We start from the raw sequence: 17,751 nt of genomic DNA, 5'->3' as shown, positions 1-17,751 counted from the left end.
GTTATCGCGAGGAGCGTAGCGACGAAGCGATCCAGGAGCCGCCCCACGGCTCTGGATTGCTTCGCTGCGCTCGCAATGACGAAAGGGAGAGAGCCCTTACTTACAGCACCACGACATTCGCGCCGAGCTTGACGCGATTGTAGAGGTCGATCGCATCTATGTCGCGCATGCGGATGCAGCCGGAGGACACGCTCTGGCCGATCTTCTCCGGCTCATTGGTGCCATGGATGCGATAGAGCGTGTCCTTGCCGTTCTCGAAGAGGTAGAGCGCGCGGGCGCCGAGCGGATTGTCCGGCCCGCCGGGCAGGCCGCCGGCGTCGGCGGTCGGCTGCAGATGCGGCCAGCGCTCCAGCATGTCCTTGGGCGGAATCCAGCGCGGCCATTCCTGCATGCCGCCGATCACCGCGCGACCGGTCCAGCCATAGGCCTCCTGGCCGGTGGCGACGCCATAGCGGATCGCCTTGCCGTTCGGCTCCACGAAATAGAGGAATTTGTTCTTCGTATCGACGATGATCGAGCCGGACGGCTCGTTGGTCTTGAAGTCGACCCGATAACGCTCATAGGCCACGCCGACGTCCGCCGTCGGCACCAGGGCCATGAACTGCGCGTCGCGCCCGGTGAGCTGTGGATCGGGCAGCCGGGGCCCGGCGGCATTGCACCCGGCCAGCGACAGAGCCAACGCCACAGCGACGAAACCGTGCCTCGAATCCATGAACGCGCCCTTTCCCAACGCCCGAAGCAGCTATTTAGGATTTTGCTTACCACAATCTTAACGAGCGAAAACATCGGTCTCGAATAATTCTCGAGCTGTGTCCGCGGCGCAACGGCGACGGCTCGGTTCTCGTCGCTTTTTTGAGAAATTTTCCGGCGCCCTCCTCGCGCGCCGGCGTGCTACAAGGGCGCCGATTGTCGAGGGGCTGTGAGCGGCTGGCCATGACGAGGACCCTGTTCGTCACCCATGAGAGCGGCCTCGCGCATAATATGGGCGCGGGCCATCCCGAACAGCCCGACCGGCTGCGCGCGATCGAGCGAGCGCTCGAGAGCGAGCGCTTCCAAAATCTCATCCGCGTCTTCGCCCCTACGGTCTCGCGCGAGGCGCTGCTGCGCGTTCATCCCGAGAGCCATTTGCGCGCGATCGAGAAGGCCGCGCCGCGCGAAGGGCTCGTCGCGCTCGACCCCGACACGCTGATGTGTCCCTTTTCGCTCGAGGCCGCGCTTCACGCGGCCGGCGGCGCGGTCGCGGCCGTGGACGAGGTGATGATTCGGGCGGCGGACACGGCCTTCGTCGGTATGCGCCCGCCCGGCCATCACGCCGGGCCGACGACGCCCATGGGCTTCTGCATCTTCAACAATGTCGCGGTGGCCGCGCGTCACGCCGTCGCCGCTCATGGCGCGGAGCGGGTCGCCATCGTCGATTTCGACGTCCATCACGGCAATGGGACGCAGGAAGTCTTCTGGGCGGATCGGAAGGTGTTGTTCTGCTCCACTCATCAGGCGCCCTATTATCCGGGCACCGGGGCGACGAGCGAGACGGGCGAGTTCGACCAGATCGTCAACGCCCCGCTCTTCGCCGGGGCGACCGGCGACGATTTCCTCGAGGCGTTGACGAGCCGCATCCTGCCGCGGCTCGAGAGTTTCGCGCCGGATCTGGTGCTGATCTCGGCCGGCTTCGACGGCCATAAGGACGATCCGCTGGGCGGGCTGCGCTTCTCGGAGCGCGACTATAGCGAAGCGACCAAGCGCATCATCGACGCCAGTCTGCGCAGCGCCGACGGGCGGGTCGTCTCCCTGCTCGAGGGCGGCTATGACCTCGCGGCGCTCGGCCGCTCGGCGGCGGCGCATGTGCTGGCGCTGATGGGCGCCTGACAAAATAAAACGCGCCGCTAGCCGAGGCGGCGCGTCGGTCGTGACAGCGGTCGCAAGCTCAGCCCTGGCGAGCCTTGAACTTGCGCTGCTCCTTGTTGATCACATAGACGCGGCCCTTGCGGCGCACGAGCTGGTTGGCGCGATGGCGCGAACGCAGAGACTTCAGCGAATTGCGGACTTTCATCGGTCGTTCCCCGGTCAAAAGGTCATATGGCCGGGATGAACGCCCAGCGCCTCGTGGGCGCAGCCTATGCCCGATTTCAGCTCCGCGATCAAGCCCTCCCCTCCATTCGGCAAGCGTTCGGGTGCGGAGCAAAAGCGTGCGGCGCGCGGGCGCTTCTATCTCCTTCTCGAGGGGAAGGTCGAGCGCCTTTCCGGGCGTTCGCCCGATCGCCCGCCCCCATTCGCCCCGCGCGGCGACACGCGGCGTTGACAGCGGCCGAGCTTCCGACGCATTATCTATGTTATGTTATAACATCTGCTATCGAGGGCGAGATTCATGGAAAATCCTTCTGTCCGCATCGCGCTTTCGGGCGGAATTCTTTTTTCGGGCGGAATTCTCCTGGCCGCGCTCGGCCCCGGCCCTGCGTTGGCGCAGGAGGCGCTGCCCGACATAGACATCGCCGCGCCGACGCCGATCCAGCGGCGCGCCCCGGCGACGGCCCGATCGACCGAGCCGCAGACGCGCGGCGCTCTCCCCATAGTCGCGGATCAATTCGCGACTGTGACGGTCGTCGATTCCGATGCGATCCGCCGCTCCGGCGCCGCCACGCTCGGCGATCTTCTCTTCGACAAGCCCGGCGTCACCGGCTCGAGCTTCGCGCCGGGCGCGGCCAGCCGGCCGATCGTGCGCGGCCTCGACGCGCATCGCGTGCGCATACAGGAGAATGGCGTCGGCTCCTCCGGCGTGTCCGAGCTCGGCGAGGATCACGGCGCGCCGCTCGATCCGCTCGGCGCCGATCGCGTGGAGGTGGTGCGCGGCCCGGCCACTCTGCGCTGGGGCTCGCAGGCGATCGGCGGCGTCGTCGACGCCTCCAACAACCGCATTCCCGAAGCCCTGCCCTGCCGCGGCGACGAGCGGCTACCCGGCCCCTGCACGCGGCTGGAGACGCGCAGCGCCGTCTCCACCGTCGACGCCGGCCTCCAGCAAGCGGCGCTCGTCGATATCGGCGAGGGCAATTTCGCTCTGCACGCGGACGTCCATGGCCGCCGCGCGAGCGACTACGCCATTCCCTCCTACCCTTATCTCGCGCCGACCGATCCGGCGCCGCTCGTCTTCGGCCGCCAGCCCAATTCCTTCATGCGCTCCGGCGGCTGGTCCGCCGGCGGCTCCTACATCTTCGATCGCGGCTTCTTCGGCGCCGCGGTCACGCAATTCGACAGCACGTACCGCATCCCCGGATTGGATTCGACGCAGAGCCGCACGCGCATCCAATTGCGCCAGACGAAAGTGACCGCCAAGGGCGAATATCGGCCGCCCGCCTCCTTCATCGACGCCATTCGCCTCTGGGCCGGCGCGACGGATTACAAGCATCACGAAGTCGGTTTCGAGGGCGGCGTCGACGGCATTCGGCAGACCTTCGCCAATCAGGAGCAGGAGGGCCGTCTCGAGGTCCAGCTCGCGCCCTTCGATCTGCGCTTCGCCTCGCTCACCACCGCGCTCGGCGCGCAGGGCTCGCATCAGCGCCTCACCGCGCCCGGCGTCGAAGCGGGTCTTTTCGATCCCATCGACTCCCGCGCGATCGCCTTCTATCTGTTCAACGAATTCAAGCTCGCCGAATCCTTGCGCCTGCAGGTCGCCGGCCGCATCGAGACTGTCGAGGCGACGGGGCGAACGCCCGATCTCTTTCTCGATCCGACGGTCTCCTTCCAATATGACCGCCATTTCACGCCCAAGAGCGTCGCCGTCGGCCTGTTGCAGGATACGCCTTTCGACACGGTGGCGAGCGTGACGGCGCAGCATGTCGAGCGCGCGCCGCGCGGCCCCGAGCTGTTCTCCCACGGCGTCCATGACGCGACGGGAACCTTCGACATCGGCAATCCGCTGCTCGGAATCGAAGCCGCGGACTCGGTCGAGGTCGGATTGCGCCGCGCCAAAGGGCCGCTGCGCTTCGAAGCGACGTTTTTCTACACGCATTTCGACGGTTTCATCTATCGCCGCCTCTCCGGAGAGAGCTGCGACGACGGTTTCGACAGCTGCTCGCCGGGCGGCGCCGGCGGCGCGCTCAATCAGGCGATCTATTCGCAGCGCGACGCCACCTTCCGCGGCGCCGAGCTCCAGAGCCAATGGGACGCCGCGCCGCTCGCGGGCGGGCTGCTCGGAATCGAGACTCAATTCGACGTCGTGCGCGCGACATTCGCGGATGGAACCAATGCGCCGCGCATTCCCCCCGTGCGCCTCGGCGGCGGCCTCCTCTGGCGCGACTCCAACTGGCTCACGCGCGTAAATCTGCTGCACGCCTTCGCGCAGAACGATATCGCGCCAATCGCCGAGACGCGCACCAAGGGCTATAATCTGCTGAAGGCCGAGATCAGCTATAAGATCGCGCCGCCCGAGGGCGAATTCCCGGCGCGCGAGGTGAGCGTCGGCATCGTCGGCGACAATCTGCTGAACGCCGACATACGCAACAGCGTTTCATATCGGAAAGACGAGGTTCCGATGCCGGGCGCCAATGTGCGGCTGTTCGCCAATTTCGTGTTCTGACGTCACTCGGCCGGGACGCGCGCGGCGCGCCGCCGCGCGAGGGCGCCGACGAGCTCGCGCATCTCGGCGAGATCGAAAATGAGAGCGATGACCGCATAGACGGCGACGCCTGTCGCGACCAGCAGCGCCAGCGCCAGCGCCGGCGGCAGCGCCGCAGCCTGCGCGGAAAGACAATAGACCGCGGCCGCCATCGCCGCAGTCGCCGCGCCGACGCGCGCGAGCCGGCCGAGCGGCAGCGGCATGGCGAAAGCGAGACGGCTCAGCGCACAGGCTTGGGCGCAGCCGAAGACCTCGGCCGCGAGCCGCCCCCACACCGCGCCGGCGAGGCCGAAGCGATGGATCAGCAACGTCGAGGCGACGAGATTGAAGAGGAGGATCGAGCCCGTGTTCGCCAGATAGAAGCTGTTGCGATTGGATAAGAGAAAGCTCGTGTGCAGATATTGCTGCGTCAGAATTTGGAACACCACCGCCATGGCCAGAACCGGCATGGCCCAGCGCGCCGTCTCGCGGAACTGCGGGCCGAGCACGAGATCGGCGATCTGCGGCGAGACCAGAGCGAAGCCGACGCAGGCGGGCAGAGTGATCGCGAGCAGCAGCTCGAGACATTTGCCGAGATGCGCGCGCGCCTCCTCCCGCCCCTGCGTCGCGAGCAGGCGCACCGTCATCGGCACGAAGGCCGAGGCGATGCTGATCGCCGGAATGATGAGCGCCTGGCGGACGAGATCGAAGCTCGCGCCGAACTCGCCCGCCGCCGCGACGCCGACGAGTCCGGCGAGCAGAAAGCGGTCGGCCATTCCGGCGAGCGCCAGCAGCGTCAGCGACAGAGTGAGCGGCAGGCCATTCGCGATGGTCGCGACGATGCGCGCGCGATCGAAGCGCGGCCGCGCGGCGCCCCAGGCGATGCGCCAGAAAGCGACGGCCGACAAAAGAAAGGCGAGCGCCGAAGAGGCGAGCAGCATCGCGCCGGTCGCGGCGATCGATGCGCAGGCGATGCCGAGAACCGAGACGAGGATGGCGCGCAAGATCGTGCCGCGCATGACCGAGGCGGCCTTCTGCTCGGCGCGCAAGAGCTCCTGGCTCGTGTCGAAGAGAATGACCGCATAGGCCAGCAGCACGGAGGTCGCGGCCACATCCGGCTCGAAATGAGCGAGGCGCGCGGCGCCATAGGCGAGCGGCGCCGCGGGCGAGAGGACGAGCAGCGTGGCGAGCGCCGTCTCGCGCACATCCGTGCCGTCGCCGCGCGCCTGCTCGCGCATGATCGACAATTTGAGCGCGCTCGACATTATGGTGGCGAGCAGCGTCGAGAAGGCGAGGCCGAGCAGATAGGCGCCGAAGGCCTCCACCGCGAAGATGCGCGTGAACACGACCGTGTTCAGCAGGCCGAAGCCTGCGGAAAAAATATTGGCGATAAAATAGATCGCGGTCTGTTTCGCGAGCATCTGCGATTTTCCGAGCAGCCGAGGAAGAGGGCGTCGTGGCGCGAGGAGAAAACGCGCCCATTCACCCCATTAAATGAGCGGACGCGCCGTCGATATCGGTCGTCGCGCCGCTTCGACGCCGCAGCATCGCGAAAGCGTCGTCGATCGCCGAGCGCAGGATCTTCATATGCGCCGTGCGGGAGAAATTGCGTTCGACATGCTCTCGCGCATTGCGGCCGTGACGCGCCAGAAGCTCCGGATCGGCGAGATAGGCCGAGAGGCGCTCGGCGAAGGACGCGAGCGTCGGCTCCGGCAGAACGGCGCCGGTGACGCCGTCGAGCACGATCTCGCCGGTACCGCCGCGGCGCGTGATGATGGCCGGAAGCCCGCAGGCCGCCGCCTCCATCGCCGCATTCGACGATGTGTCGGCGCGCGTCGGCAGCAGGAATATGTCGCATTGCGCGGCGAGGCGCGCGAGATCCGGCGAATCCGCCGAAAAGTTCCGATACGCATGCACATTGTCCGGCGCCGGCGTCGCGTCGGGCGAGACGATGTGGAAATCGACATTGCGAAAGCGCTCCGCGCGCGCGAGCGCATAGACGATATCCCCGCCTTTGCGCGCGAGATCGCCGCCGACGAACAGCGCCTGCGGCCGTCCCGTCGCCGGCTTCGACGCGAGCGGGCGCCATTTGTCGGTATCGACATAGAAAGGCAGCGCGACGACGCGATCCTCCGCGACGCCGAACTCGTCGCGCAGCGCGTCCGCATACCATTTCGACATGCACAAGAACGTGCATCCATGCGCGGCGAGGCGACGCAGGCGCCGCGAAAGGAGCGCGCCCGGAAGGCCGACCTTCTTGCCGCCATAGAGCTCGGCGAGCTGCGAGGTCGTGCAATCGCCGTAGACGAGATAGGTCACGTCCTCGCGCAGAGGAAGGAGCGGCGAATTCTGCAGCGTCGTGAGCAGCACGACCTTGGCGCCGGCCGCGAGCGCGGCGCTTGCGGCGAGCCGTCCGGCGACCGCATGGCCGACGCTCTTTGCGCCGTAACGCTCGGTCACGCCCGCCAGAGCCCGCGCATGATCCTCGATATGATGAATCGTCGGCCGCAGATCGGCGAGATCTTCTTCCCATCTCTTCCGCACAGTCTTCCAGCCGACGCTTCCGCTCGTCACAATGCCGAAGTTCGTCTCGCTCATTGCTTTCCCTTTGCTGGCGAATTCGTCGGCGCAGCCTGTTCCATTACGAAACAACAGGCCCTTTCTCGGCCAGACTCGCTCGAATTTCATGCCAGCGCGCGGCGTCGCGAGGGCTGGCACGAAACATTCTTGTCGAGTGGCCAAGCAGAAATTCTGCTTCGAATTGCGACACAAAATTACGCCTCTCTCGTAAAAGAAATAGAAAGCCGTATCTGACATGGGAAGCGAGCTTCAACTCTACCGGACATTGCAGAGCGATGCGTTTCGAGACGCCGCGTCCGCCGTCGGCGAAAGTAAGGAAAAGATGACGTCCGTCTCGATCGATCGAAGCTTCGGCTGGTTTCATCACGCCGACGGCGACCGGGGCGTCGTGATGTGCGCCTCGATCGGCTATGAAGGCCTCTGCGCGCATCAGTCCTGGCGTGTCCTCGCCGATCGCCTCGCCGCCGCCGGCCTGCCGACGCTGCGCTTCGACTATCCCGGCGAGGGCGATTCGCTCGACGATCCCGCCGATTCCGATAGCGTCGACGCCGATATCGTCGAAGCCTGGCGCGAGCAGATCCGCACGGCCGTGCGCTGGATGCGCGAGGCGATCGGCGTGCGCGAGGTGACGCTCGTCGGCCTGCGTCTCGGCGCGGCCCTCGCCGCCGAGGTCGGCGGCGTCGAGCGTCTCGTCCAGATCGCGCCGGTGGTGAAGGGCTCCGCCTATCTGCGCGAGCTCAAGGTGATGGCGCGCGTGCTCGCCGCGAGCGGCGCGACGCCGGAGACGAACGGCGCCGCCGCGACCACCGGCGACGACATCCGTCTCGAAGGATTCGCCATCACGCGATCCATGGCCGCCGCCATCAAGCGCATCGAGCTGACGCGCCTTCCCGCCGCGCCGGCCGAGCGCGTGCTGCTTTTGCACGATCCCGCGGCAAAGCCGCCGCCCGATTTCGTGCAGAGGCTCGAATCGCTCGGCGCGAGCGTCGAGACGCGCGAGCTTCTCGACTATCGCGCGCTGACGCCGGCGCCCGCGCCGCCGCCTCCGCCGCTCGCCGATCTCGACGCCGTCGTCGCTTTCGCCAGCGAGGGCGCCGGGCGCGCGCTGACGTCGCGGCCGCCCGAGGGCGCGCTCGCCACGGAGCATTTCATCGAGCGCGCGGTTCTGTTCGGCGAGCAGCGGCGCCTCGCCGGCGTGCTGTGCCTTCCGCGCGGCGAGCCGAAGATGACGGTGCTGATGCTCGACACCGGCGCCAATCACCATATCGGCTGCGGCCGCTCCACTGTCGATTTCGCCCGCTCCCTGGCGCGTCAGGGAATCGCGTCACTGCGCATGGACACGCTCGGCGTCGGCGATTCCGCCGTCGTCATGGGCGGCCCGCGCGCCGCGCTCTACCAGTCGGAGCGCGCCGCGGACGTCTCGGCGGCGCTGGATTTCCTCGAGACGCGCGGCCTCGCCGATGTGACCGTCTTCGGCGTCTGCAGCGGCGCGGCGCTCGCGCTCTATGCGGCGCTCGCCGATGCGCGCGTGAAGTCTCTGGCGCTCGGCAATCTCCAGATCTTCCGCCGCGTCGACGGCGAGGATCGGGAGAAGCTGCTCGAAATGGGCTTTGCGGCGACGCATACTTATGTCGCCAAGGCGATGAGCGCCCGCGCATGGCGCCGCGTCGTCAATGGCGAAGTCTCTTTCGGCAAGCTCTTCGACATCGGCTCGGCGCTTCTTCGCCGCAAGGCCTCGGCTTTCGCCGGCGCGCTCGCTCGAAGCCTCGGCTTCGCGCATGGCGACGCGCGCGAGGCGAGGACCAATTTCTCGAGGCTGGCGGCGCGCGGCGTTCGCATCCTCATGCTGCACGGCGATCATGACGCCGGCCGAGAGGTTCTCGACATCTGCTTCGGGCCAGACGCCCGTTTCTTGAGGAAGCTGCCCAATATCGAGATCGATGTCATCGAAGGCGCCGATCACGCGCTCTCCTCGGCGCTCTCGCGCGAGGCGCTGCTGGAGAAGATGAGTTTTTTTCTCCGAGCGACCGACAGCGGCGCGGGCTCCAAACCGGATGACCCGCGATCGCTCGTCGGGGCTTCGACCATGGCGGCGCTCGGCGCCTTCAGCTTGATGGCGAACATGGAATGACGAAACCTTCGCGACCTCTCCCCGAACCCGCCGCGACGCCCGCCGTCGACGCGTCTCGCGTCGAAGCAGTCGTCTGCATTCCGACCTTCCGTCGCCCCGAGATGCTCGCGACGACGCTGGCCTCGATCGAGGCGCAGGCGACCAAGGTCGCCTTCGCCGTCGTCGTCGTCGACAATGACGCCGCCGCGCCGGTCGGCCTCGACGTGGCGCGATCCTTCTTCGACGCCGGCCGCCTCTCCGGCCTGGCGACGGTGGAGCCGCGTCAGGGCAATGTCCATGCGATCAACGCGGCCTTTCGCGTCGCGCGCGAGCGTTACCCCTCGGCCGATTTCTTTCTGATGATCGACGACGACGAGCGCGCCGAGCCGCAATGGCTCGACGAAATGGTCGCCTGCGCGCGCGCGCAGGGCGCCGATATCGTCGGCGGGCCGGTGACGCCGATCTTCCCGGAGCAGGCCTGCGCCGCCTATCGCGACCATCCGGTGTTCTGGCCCGCCTTCGGCGAGACAGGACCCGTGTCGATCATCTACGGCACCGGCAATTGCCTGCTGTCGCGCCGCGTCTTCGAGGGGCTCGCGCAGCCCTCGCTCGACCCGAGATTCAATTTTCTCGGCGGCGGCGACACGGAATTCTTCACGCGCTGCCGTCGCGCCGGCTTCACCTTCTACTGGCGCCAGGAGGCGCAGATCTACGAGCAGGTGACGCCGGGCCGGCTCGCGCTCGGCTGGGTGCTTCGCCGCAGCCTCGCCACCGGCGCGATCAATTACAGCATCGACCGGCTGGCCGCGCGCAGCCTGTGGGAGCGCCTCCTGCTCCTCGCCAAGAATATCGCGCTGGGGCCGATCTCGCTGCAGCGCGCCTGGCGCATGTTGCGCGAGTCCAAGCATCCGCTCGCCGCCACCCATCCGATCGGCATAGCCGTCGGACGGCTGCTCGCCTCCGTCGGGCTGATGCCGCAACCCTATCGCTATTCCTCATGAGCGACGCCGCCGAGACGAATTCGGGCGATCGGACGGAGCTCGACGGACGCGGGATTTTGTTCTGCGCCATTCTCCTCGTCGCCTGGGTCTCCTTCTCGCCATTCGCCGATCTCGGCTCGACAGATCTGCTCGAGCTCGCCGAAGGACGCGACGTTCAGATCTACGCCGCTTTCGCGCTCATGGCGGCGGCCTCGGCCTTCCATGTCTGGCGGAGCGACCGGCAGGCGCTCGCCGCTATCGCGACGCCCATCAATCTCATGCTCTTAGGGTGGATCGGCGTCACCCTCCTCACCTCGCAGGAATTTTCCAACTCGCTGAAACGCGTGTTGATCTTCGGCTTCGTTTCGACCTGCAGCCTGTCGCTCTTCCTGCTGCCGCGCGGCCGCGACGATCTCGCGCGACTGTTGAGCGTCGTCGCGCTCCTCATCGTCCTGCTCTCCTATCTCGGCCTCGTCTTCGCGCCGCATTACACGATTCATCAGGCGACCGACATCGGCGAGCCGCAGCTCGCCGGCGACTGGCGCGGCATATTCGGCCATAAGAATATCGCCAGCGCGATCTTCTCCGTCTTGACCTTCATCGGCATTTTCGTGCTGCGCGCCGGGCGCACGATCGAGGGATGGGCGATCTTCGTCCTATCGCTCGTCTTCGTGCTGTGCTCGGGCGGCAAGAGCTCGACGGCGATCTGCCTTGCGACGATCATTCTCTCGTTTGTCGCCGCGCGCACGCGCAACATCGTCTTGTGGTCGATCATCGTCTTCTCGCCGCTGGCGCTGCTGAACTTCTTCGGCCTCGGCTCGATTCTGTTTCCGCAGATCGCGGCGATCTCCGCCGCTCTGCCGCTCGACACGTCCTTCACCGGCCGCACCGACATCTGGACCTTCGCGATTCCAAAGGCCGGCGAAACGCCGATCTTCGGTCACGGCCTCGGCGCATTCTGGAACACGGCGGCGCTGCGCTTCGGCGGCGAGGACACGACGATCTGGGCCGGCAGCGCCGCCCATGCGCATAACGGCTATCTCGACACGGTGCTGGCGATGGGCCTGCCGGGCCTCGCCATCGCCGTCGCGGCGCTGATCGTGCAGCCGGCGCGCGATGTGCGGCGCGTCTGCGCGCGCGGCGACGAGCCGGCGGTCGCATTGCTTTTCCTGCAGATTTGGATGTTCAGCCTCTATCTCAACTCGCTCGAGAGCTTTCTGTTCGATCGCGCCAATCCGAGCTGGGTCGCGCTGCTCTTCGCCATTTTCGGCATTCGCTTTCTCGCCGAGTTCCGGATTCGCGCCTGACCGGCCCCGGCTTTGCGACCTGTAGGAAGCAAACCGGGAAATGTCCCAATCTGGCACGGCGGCGGCCGGCTTCAACCTCATCGGGGAACGCCCATGGAACGTCCGATCGCGCTCATCACCCCCACGCATCGCGCCGATCGCGAGCGCTTCGCGCTGCTCTGCGAGAGCGTCGATCGCCGCCTCACCGGCTATGAGCGGCATTACGTCATCGTCAATGACGACGATATGGAGCTGTTCGCGCAATATGCCGGCCCGCGCCGCGTCATCCTGCCCTGCTCGCGCTTCCTGCCGCGTTGGCTGCGGCCGGCGCCGCGCTTCCTGCTGCGCAACGGACGGCGCGTGTGGTGGTCGTTCCGGTCGCGGCCGGTGCATGGCTGGCACATTCAGCAGATGCTGAAAATCGCCGCCGTGCTGCAATTGCCGGAGCAGCGATTCTGCATCGTCGATTCAGACAATGTGATCATCCGCGGCTTCGACATCGGCGCCTATGCCGGCGGCGCGCGCTCGCCGCTCTATGTCGCGCGCGGGGCGATCGGCGCGGACGCGCCGCTGCACGCCAAATGGATCGCCAGCGGCGACCGCCTGCTGGGCCTGCCGCCGAGCGCCTTCCCGGCCGACGACTACATCGGCAATCTCATCGTCTGGGACAAGGACGCCGTGCGCGCCATGACGCGCGCGATCGAGGATGCGACCGGCGTCGACTGGTTCCTGGCGCTGTGCCGCACGCGCGCCTTTTCGGAATATCTGCTCTACGGCCAATTCGTGCGCCATACGCCGCGCCTCATGGCGGCGCATGAGATCGTCCCGCAGAGCCTCGCCGTCGCCTATTGGGACGAGGCGCCGCTCGATCGCGCCGGCCTCGCCAGCCTGCTCGACGGCGCCTCGACGTCCAAGATCGCGCTCTGCGTCGAATCCTTCTCGCGCACGCCCGTGCAGGCGATACGCGAAGCGACGGGCCTCGCCGCCGCCTCGACGCCCTTCGCGCCGCGGCTCACCGACAGCGCCGCCGCCTGATACGCTTCTGGTCGATCGCGGGCCGCCGCCTGCGCTGTCTCGTCGCGGCGCAGCGGCGCGGCCCGCGATTCTCGGCGGGACGGATTTGTGGTCTCATGTCTCTCCTGCGAATCGGGCGCATCGCGCGGCCGCCTTCGCTGAAAAAGCCGACGAGGAGCCTCGCATGAATCTTCCGCGCCGCCTCACTTTGTCGCTGACCCTGCTCGCGGCCCTCTGCGCTCCGGCCGCCGCCGGCGACGCCGCCCATGGCAAGCGGATCGCCGAGCGCTGGTGCGCGGCCTGCCATGTGGTGACGAGCGCCCAGACATCCGCCCTGGCGGACGCGCCCTCTTTCGCCGACGTCGCGCAGCGCCGCACGGACGCCAAGGCGCTGGCCAATTTCCTCGTCGATCCGCATCCGAAAATGCCGGACATGCATCTGTCGCGGCGCGAGATCGACGATATCGTCGCCTATATCCGCAGCCTCGACCCGCGCCCGCGCGAGCCCGAGCAGGGCATAGACCGCTATGAGAGGCCGAAGAACGGGTGAAAAGGCGTCACCTCCGACAAGCGCGTAGCGTATCGGTTTTGAAATGTCGTCGCCGTGTCTTTGAGTTCCTTCGTTATGCCCGTTTCATTAAGTCATCGATCGCAAGCTCGATCACATCGCCCATTCTGATCAGCACGCCGGACGAGACAAGGGCAAAAATCTTGTCTAGGCACTGATCTGACACGTCAATCATGATACACCCACCCGTAATATCTGAATACTGCTCCTGAATATCTCGAAGTATTTGCGCCTTTATATCTTTATTGACATACTCGTTTGCTACGATAGCATTTTGAATCCGGACTATCGTTTTTGAGAGTTGGCATTCTGCGATGTGAGTAGCTTGCACACGGTAATCAAACGTTTTCGAAGGCTGAAGATTGTGGGACGGATCAAATAGAACTATATTAAAGATTCGCTGCGGATCAAAGAACCCTATAATTCTTCCTGTCCCTTTGGAAATCTGGAATTGGACCATCTCAAAATCTTCGGCGTGACGCTGCTCGCCGAGCCAGTCCAGGTCTTCAATTTTGATAGGAATTTTGTGTGCCGCCCAATCTATAGGATGATAGCGAAACCAATCTTGCTGCCTGTAATCGTCAAAAAAATCGGATAAATTAATTTTCGAAATATCTGACAATCGCTGCAGCATAGAAACAAACCAAGATCGCTCGCAATTGCCTACTCCAAAATAGTCTATCTGCCTCCAATACTGCAATGAGAACACCCACCGCTTGGGCGGAGGGACATTACCTATTGCTGGCTGCTTTGACGGGCTTGGGATTCTACCCAGAGACAGCTTGCGATAATCTTGCGCCATAATATTTCTGCATAGATTCGTCGCTGATGACACGCTCCGACCGAGCGGTTGGTGCCAGTCCCATCCGGGCCAGCTTCCAAGGGTCTTCTTGGTGCGTCATCTCTTCAAGCTGGTCTCCGGTAAGGGGCGCGTATTTCTCCAACACTGCATCAATCAAAGCCCTGTCAGAGCTTTCGATACACATCGGGTCGAACCCCTGTCGAATGTCATCCCTAGTGACGGGGGAATATAGGCTCTTAGAGATAAACCTGTCATAAACAGGACGCACCACCGGACCGTGAACCCAAGCCTGAAAACCCTCATTGAACAGCCGCCCTCGGCCGAAAGCCAAACTCCAAGCTTGGCAGTAGTACATGAGCTTATGCAGCTTCAACGAGTTCAGCGGGGTCCGTGCCTCGTCGAGCATTAGGATAATGTAGTCACATACATCAAAGATCGTGGCCATCATCCCCTCCAACAACCGCTTTCTTGGCGATGCGGAGCGCTCCTCCTTGCAAAGTGTCCGCGTGGTGTACGTCAGCCTGTCAGATTTCGGTTTTTCGAAGCCACTCGTGAGCTGACATGCATAATGCGATATACACGTCAAGTTGACAAATCGCTAATTCAGCGTTACAGCGCATACGCTAGTAGGCGCTGTCAACACCTAAACAAAATAATTGTTTGCCATATCAATCTGCGTCAAGTTCCCCCAGCAGGCGGTAGTGGGTCAGTTTGAAATTTCGTCGGCCGATTTTTTGTAAGGACCGCGCTTCGTTACGACCTTCGCCTCTTCGGCCTCGACCAGCGCCACGATATCCGCGACCTCCCAAAGCCGATCGGAGACGCCCGCCGCCATCGCCGGCGACATCCGCAGTTTCGAATGAGTGCGGACGAAGTTGTAATACATCATATGGAGCGCTACGGCGTAGGCGTGGTTTTCGACCTTCTTCGAAAAGGCGTTCGTCAGACGCGTGAAGCGGCGCATATGCATCCGCATCGTAAGGTTGTTCCGCTCGACGTAGGACGTGCTGACGTGCGCCGGATCGGGCTTGCCTTCGATCTTCTCTTTGCGAGCGCCAGTGCATTCGGCGGGGCTGTAGCGGCCTTTGGCGCTCTCGGGTGCCGAGCCGTAAATCTTGACCAGCATCGCATAGTCGACATCGCAGCCGAACGCGCCCTCAACCGCTTCCAAATACGCCTTGTGACCGTCTGACGTAAGCTGGACGCGGCTCGCGAGGCGCGAGGCCAGATCGTCCATGAACCACATGGCGCACTCACCATCGCGCCCGCCGACGAAGTAGGAGACGATCAGCTTCGTATCAGCTTCGATCGCCGTCCACGTCCATGTGTCGCCAGCATCGGCCGGGGCCGCCTTGGCCGTCGCGACATTCTTCTGCTTCGCGTAGGTGAAGCTCCAAATCTCGTCGACCTGAATGCGCTTGGCCTTCACGTTGCGCACGTTGGCATCGTGGTAGGCGTGGCAAGCCTTCCCCGCATCTATCAACAGCTTAGTGACCGTGTTTTTGCTCGCGCCGGTGAGGCGCGTAATTGCGCGGATCGACTGGCCTTCGCAAAGAAGGTGGAGGATGCGAGCGCGGTCTTCGGCTGTCAGCTTGTTCATAGGTCTTGTATCTCACTAATTTTTTCGTAAGTCAAGCATATTGGTCAGTTTAACCGCTTGTATAAATCAGCGTTGACGCCTATATTCAGATGGTGTAATTCGCGAGGATGGACGTGGAATTTGAAGATAGCCAATTGGCTTTGATCGAAACGACGCGAGCAGCCGAGACCAGGTTGCCAGTTGCGGTCATTCAATCTGCGCGCCGCAAACTGAACGAAATTAGAGCAGCGCCGGATGAGCGCACCCTGAGGAACTGGAAAAGTCTTCATTACGAGAAGCTGAAAGGTGGTCGAGGCGATCAACGATCTATCCGACTCAACATTCAGTGGAGGCTTGTTTTTCGCCTCGATGACGAGTGCTCACCAAACAAGGTGACTGTCATGTCGATTGAAGATTACCACTAAAATCAGGCGAGAGAGGCCATGGACGAAATTAGGATTTTCGTGGACCCCCCAGGGGAACACATCAAGGAAGAGCTAGAGGCTCGCGGGTGGTCGCAGCGCGATCTCGCGTACGTCCTTGGTATGGCTGAACCACAACTTAATGCGATTCTTTCTGGAAGGACGCGCATTACCCCTGATATGGCACGCGCGCTCGGAGATGCTTTCGACGTTCCCGCAGAGTTTTTTGCGAATCTACAGAAGCAGTTCGACCTATCTCGTGCGAAAGAGCCGGACCCCGCCGTCAAGACGCGTGCAACGTTGCAGGCCGTGTATCCGATCCGCGAAATGATAAGACGCGGGTGGCTGGAAGAAAGCGACCCGACCCTCTTGGAGCTTCAGGTTCGGCGATTCTTTGAGGCGCGCAGCCTAAGCGATGTGCCAAAATTTGGGAATGACGAGTCTGTCCCCGCTTTTGCCGCCAAGCGCACTCATTACGATGACGACGCGGCTGCCGATATCGCTTGGCTTTTCCGGGTGAGACAGCTCGCAAAGCGTATCGATGTTGCTGACTATAACGAGGAGAAGTTGCGGGACGCAGTTATTCGCCTACGTCGGCTTATTACCGACCCAGAGGCAATTTGCGATGTCCCGGAAATCCTCGCCAGCACTGGCGTTCGCTTTGTCGTTGTCGAATGGCTGCCGGGAATGAAGGTCGATGGGGTTTGTACTTGGATAGACGACGCCTCTCCCGTGATCGGAATTTCAACCCTGCATGATCGGCTCGATAATTTCTGGTTTGTCATCCGACACGAAATTGAGCATGTGCTATGTGGGCACGGAAAAGCGCGCGCAATACTGGACAATCTTGAAGATGCAGAAGCAAACAATGCAACAAACGTAAAGAGTGAAGAGGACATTGCAAACGCCGCGGCAGCCGGATTCGCCATCCCGACGCCCAAGATGGACGATTTTTTCGCGAGAAAAGAGCCGTTTATCTCTGAACGGGATGTGATTGGTTTCGCTGCTAGAATGGAAGTTCATCCCGCCATTGTCGTCGGGCAAATCCAACATCGGCGCAAAGCATCAAACCCGAGGACCGCGTTTGCTTTTCTCAGGAAATACCAAATCCCAATACGAAAGTTCATCACGGCCAAGGCTGTAACTGACGGTTGGGGAACCATCGCCCACGCAGATTTGTGAGGCTCGCAATGTCGAATTTCCACGGTCAGATGACGAACATCCTCGATCGTTATATCGAGGAGGTCGATCCGGAGCCGACAAGTTTAGATAATGTTGTGGACTGGGCGCTTGCGCAGGGCCTATATCGACCCGCCCCTCGCGACATTCGAAAGATATTTAAGGAAGCCTTGGCGGAAAGTCTGAGGCAAGAGAAGCGGTTTGACGGCAAACGCTGGTATCGCGCCAAGCGCTCCGTTCGGACAAGCATCGGCGGCGTCCAGTTGAATCTGTGGGCCGACGTCGACAAGAATGCGTCGTTCGGGTTTATGGAAAAATCCGTTGCGCAGAGCAGGCGCGGAATGGTCAACGATGCCTTCCAATTGAAAATGGTTGTTGACCACTACAATGAAGCAAACCCGGACCAGAAGAAGCTACAGCTCGTCCTAGATTTAACAGAAGACGTGGCGGAAATGGAAGCATCAGCTGGCTCAGAAGGGGCTGAAGATAATGACGCGGCCTAGCTTCCTTTTTTCCACCTAGCAGCCGCTGCTGCATGGGCGATTTCTGACCGTTGTTCGGGAGTTAGTGCGCGTGCCCTCGCAGGTCCGCCTACCTCTCCCGCTTTCTTGGCCCTAGCGACCTTTGCCGTTTCAGCTTTGAC

The 17,751-nt window shown here is 63.4% G+C and carries 17 protein-coding genes; 10 read left to right on the top strand and 7 right to left on the bottom strand.

Features of this window, described 5'->3' with window-relative positions:
- Nucleotides 1-100 precede the first annotated feature (100 nt).
- A complete protein-coding gene (locus Mspo_RS11750; RefSeq protein ID WP_159729972.1) occupies nucleotides 101-712 on the bottom strand; it encodes a L,D-transpeptidase in 612 nt (203 codons plus the stop codon).
- Nucleotides 713-933: 221 nt separating this feature from the next.
- Here Mspo_RS11750 and Mspo_RS11745 point away from each other — a divergent pair, with 221 nt between their 5' ends.
- Nucleotides 934-1,866, top strand: coding sequence for a histone deacetylase family protein (locus Mspo_RS11745; RefSeq protein WP_159729970.1), 933 nt, complete (start codon nucleotides 934-936; stop codon nucleotides 1,864-1,866).
- Between the two features lie 58 nt (nucleotides 1,867-1,924).
- Here the strand turns inward: Mspo_RS11745 and ykgO are convergent, their stop codons facing one another.
- Nucleotides 1,925-2,050 carry a type B 50S ribosomal protein L36 gene (gene ykgO, locus Mspo_RS11740; protein ID WP_159729968.1) on the bottom strand — a complete coding sequence of 42 codons (126 nt, stop codon included), beginning with the start codon at nucleotides 2,048-2,050 and terminating at the stop codon, nucleotides 1,925-1,927.
- Between the two features lie 315 nt (nucleotides 2,051-2,365).
- On the opposite strand from ykgO, the gene Mspo_RS11735 reads away from it, so the two are divergent.
- A complete protein-coding gene (locus tag Mspo_RS11735) occupies nucleotides 2,366-4,570 on the top strand; it encodes a TonB-dependent receptor (RefSeq protein WP_159729966.1) in 2,205 nt (734 codons plus the stop codon).
- A 2-nt stretch (nucleotides 4,571-4,572) separates the two neighbouring features.
- On the opposite strand, the gene Mspo_RS11730 is transcribed toward Mspo_RS11735, so the two are convergent.
- Nucleotides 4,573-6,009 (bottom strand): oligosaccharide flippase family protein, encoded by a 1,437-nt coding sequence (locus Mspo_RS11730; RefSeq protein WP_159729964.1) that lies wholly within the window; start codon nucleotides 6,007-6,009, stop codon nucleotides 4,573-4,575.
- Between the two features lie 61 nt (nucleotides 6,010-6,070).
- Nucleotides 6,071-7,186 carry a glycosyltransferase family 4 protein gene (locus Mspo_RS11725; RefSeq protein ID WP_159729962.1) on the bottom strand — a complete coding sequence of 372 codons (1,116 nt, stop codon included), beginning with the start codon at nucleotides 7,184-7,186 and terminating at the stop codon, nucleotides 6,071-6,073.
- A gap of 304 nt (nucleotides 7,187-7,490) precedes the next feature.
- On the opposite strand from Mspo_RS11725, the gene Mspo_RS11720 reads away from it, so the two are divergent.
- The 5 genes from Mspo_RS11720 to Mspo_RS11700 all read left to right on the top strand — a co-directional run bounded on the left by Mspo_RS11720 (nucleotide 7,491) and on the right by Mspo_RS11700 (nucleotide 13,108).
- Complete coding sequence (locus tag Mspo_RS11720) at nucleotides 7,491-9,299, top strand: alpha/beta fold hydrolase (RefSeq protein WP_159729961.1); 1,809 nt, start codon at nucleotides 7,491-7,493, stop codon at nucleotides 9,297-9,299.
- Entirely contained in the window at nucleotides 9,296-10,279 is a 984-nt protein-coding gene (locus tag Mspo_RS11715; RefSeq protein WP_159729959.1) for a glycosyltransferase family 2 protein, read from the top strand. The genes Mspo_RS11720 and Mspo_RS11715 overlap by 4 nt, the downstream gene beginning before the upstream one ends.
- Nucleotides 10,276-11,565 carry an O-antigen ligase gene (locus tag Mspo_RS11710; protein ID WP_159729957.1) on the top strand — a complete coding sequence of 430 codons (1,290 nt, stop codon included), beginning with the start codon at nucleotides 10,276-10,278 and terminating at the stop codon, nucleotides 11,563-11,565. Before Mspo_RS11715 ends, Mspo_RS11710 begins: the two co-directional genes overlap by 4 nt.
- Before the next feature lie 93 nt (nucleotides 11,566-11,658).
- Entirely contained in the window at nucleotides 11,659-12,579 is a 921-nt protein-coding gene (locus tag Mspo_RS11705; protein WP_159729955.1) for a DUF6492 family protein, read from the top strand.
- Nucleotides 12,580-12,742: 163 nt separating this feature from the next.
- The gene (locus tag Mspo_RS11700; protein ID WP_159729953.1) at nucleotides 12,743-13,108 is read left to right on the top strand and encodes a cytochrome c; all 366 of its coding nucleotides are present in this window, start codon (nucleotides 12,743-12,745) and stop codon (nucleotides 13,106-13,108) included.
- A gap of 73 nt (nucleotides 13,109-13,181) precedes the next feature.
- On the opposite strand, the gene Mspo_RS11695 is transcribed toward Mspo_RS11700, so the two are convergent.
- The 3 genes from Mspo_RS11695 to Mspo_RS11685 form a co-directional block, all read right to left on the bottom strand.
- A complete protein-coding gene (locus Mspo_RS11695; protein WP_159729951.1) occupies nucleotides 13,182-13,928 on the bottom strand; it encodes a hypothetical protein in 747 nt (248 codons plus the stop codon).
- A complete protein-coding gene (locus Mspo_RS11690) occupies nucleotides 13,894-14,373 on the bottom strand; it encodes a Panacea domain-containing protein (protein ID WP_159729949.1) in 480 nt (159 codons plus the stop codon). Before Mspo_RS11690 ends, Mspo_RS11695 begins: the two co-directional genes overlap by 35 nt.
- A 261-nt stretch (nucleotides 14,374-14,634) precedes the next feature.
- The gene (locus tag Mspo_RS11685) at nucleotides 14,635-15,528 is read right to left on the bottom strand and encodes an IS1 family transposase (RefSeq protein WP_159729947.1); all 894 of its coding nucleotides are present in this window, start codon (nucleotides 15,526-15,528) and stop codon (nucleotides 14,635-14,637) included.
- A 113-nt stretch (nucleotides 15,529-15,641) separates the two neighbouring features.
- On the opposite strand from Mspo_RS11685, the gene Mspo_RS11680 reads away from it, so the two are divergent.
- Genes Mspo_RS11680 through Mspo_RS11670 form a run of 3 tightly spaced genes read left to right on the top strand, consistent with a single transcriptional unit; the run spans nucleotide 15,642 to nucleotide 17,611 of the window.
- A complete protein-coding gene (locus tag Mspo_RS11680) occupies nucleotides 15,642-15,932 on the top strand; it encodes a type II toxin-antitoxin system RelE/ParE family toxin (RefSeq protein WP_201281686.1) in 291 nt (96 codons plus the stop codon).
- 18 nt (nucleotides 15,933-15,950) lie between these two features.
- Nucleotides 15,951-17,111 (top strand): HigA family addiction module antitoxin, encoded by a 1,161-nt coding sequence (locus Mspo_RS11675; RefSeq protein ID WP_159729943.1) that lies wholly within the window; start codon nucleotides 15,951-15,953, stop codon nucleotides 17,109-17,111.
- An 8-nt stretch (nucleotides 17,112-17,119) separates the two neighbouring features.
- Nucleotides 17,120-17,611 carry a hypothetical protein gene (locus Mspo_RS11670; protein WP_159729941.1) on the top strand — a complete coding sequence of 164 codons (492 nt, stop codon included), beginning with the start codon at nucleotides 17,120-17,122 and terminating at the stop codon, nucleotides 17,609-17,611.
- The last annotated feature ends 140 nt before the right edge of the window (nucleotides 17,612-17,751 follow it).

The sequence above is a fragment of the Methylosinus sp. Ce-a6 genome (genome assembly GCF_009811655.1).
Lineage (GTDB): Bacteria > Pseudomonadota > Alphaproteobacteria > Rhizobiales > Beijerinckiaceae > Methylosinus.
This window is presented reverse-complemented; position numbering and strand designations above follow the sequence as displayed.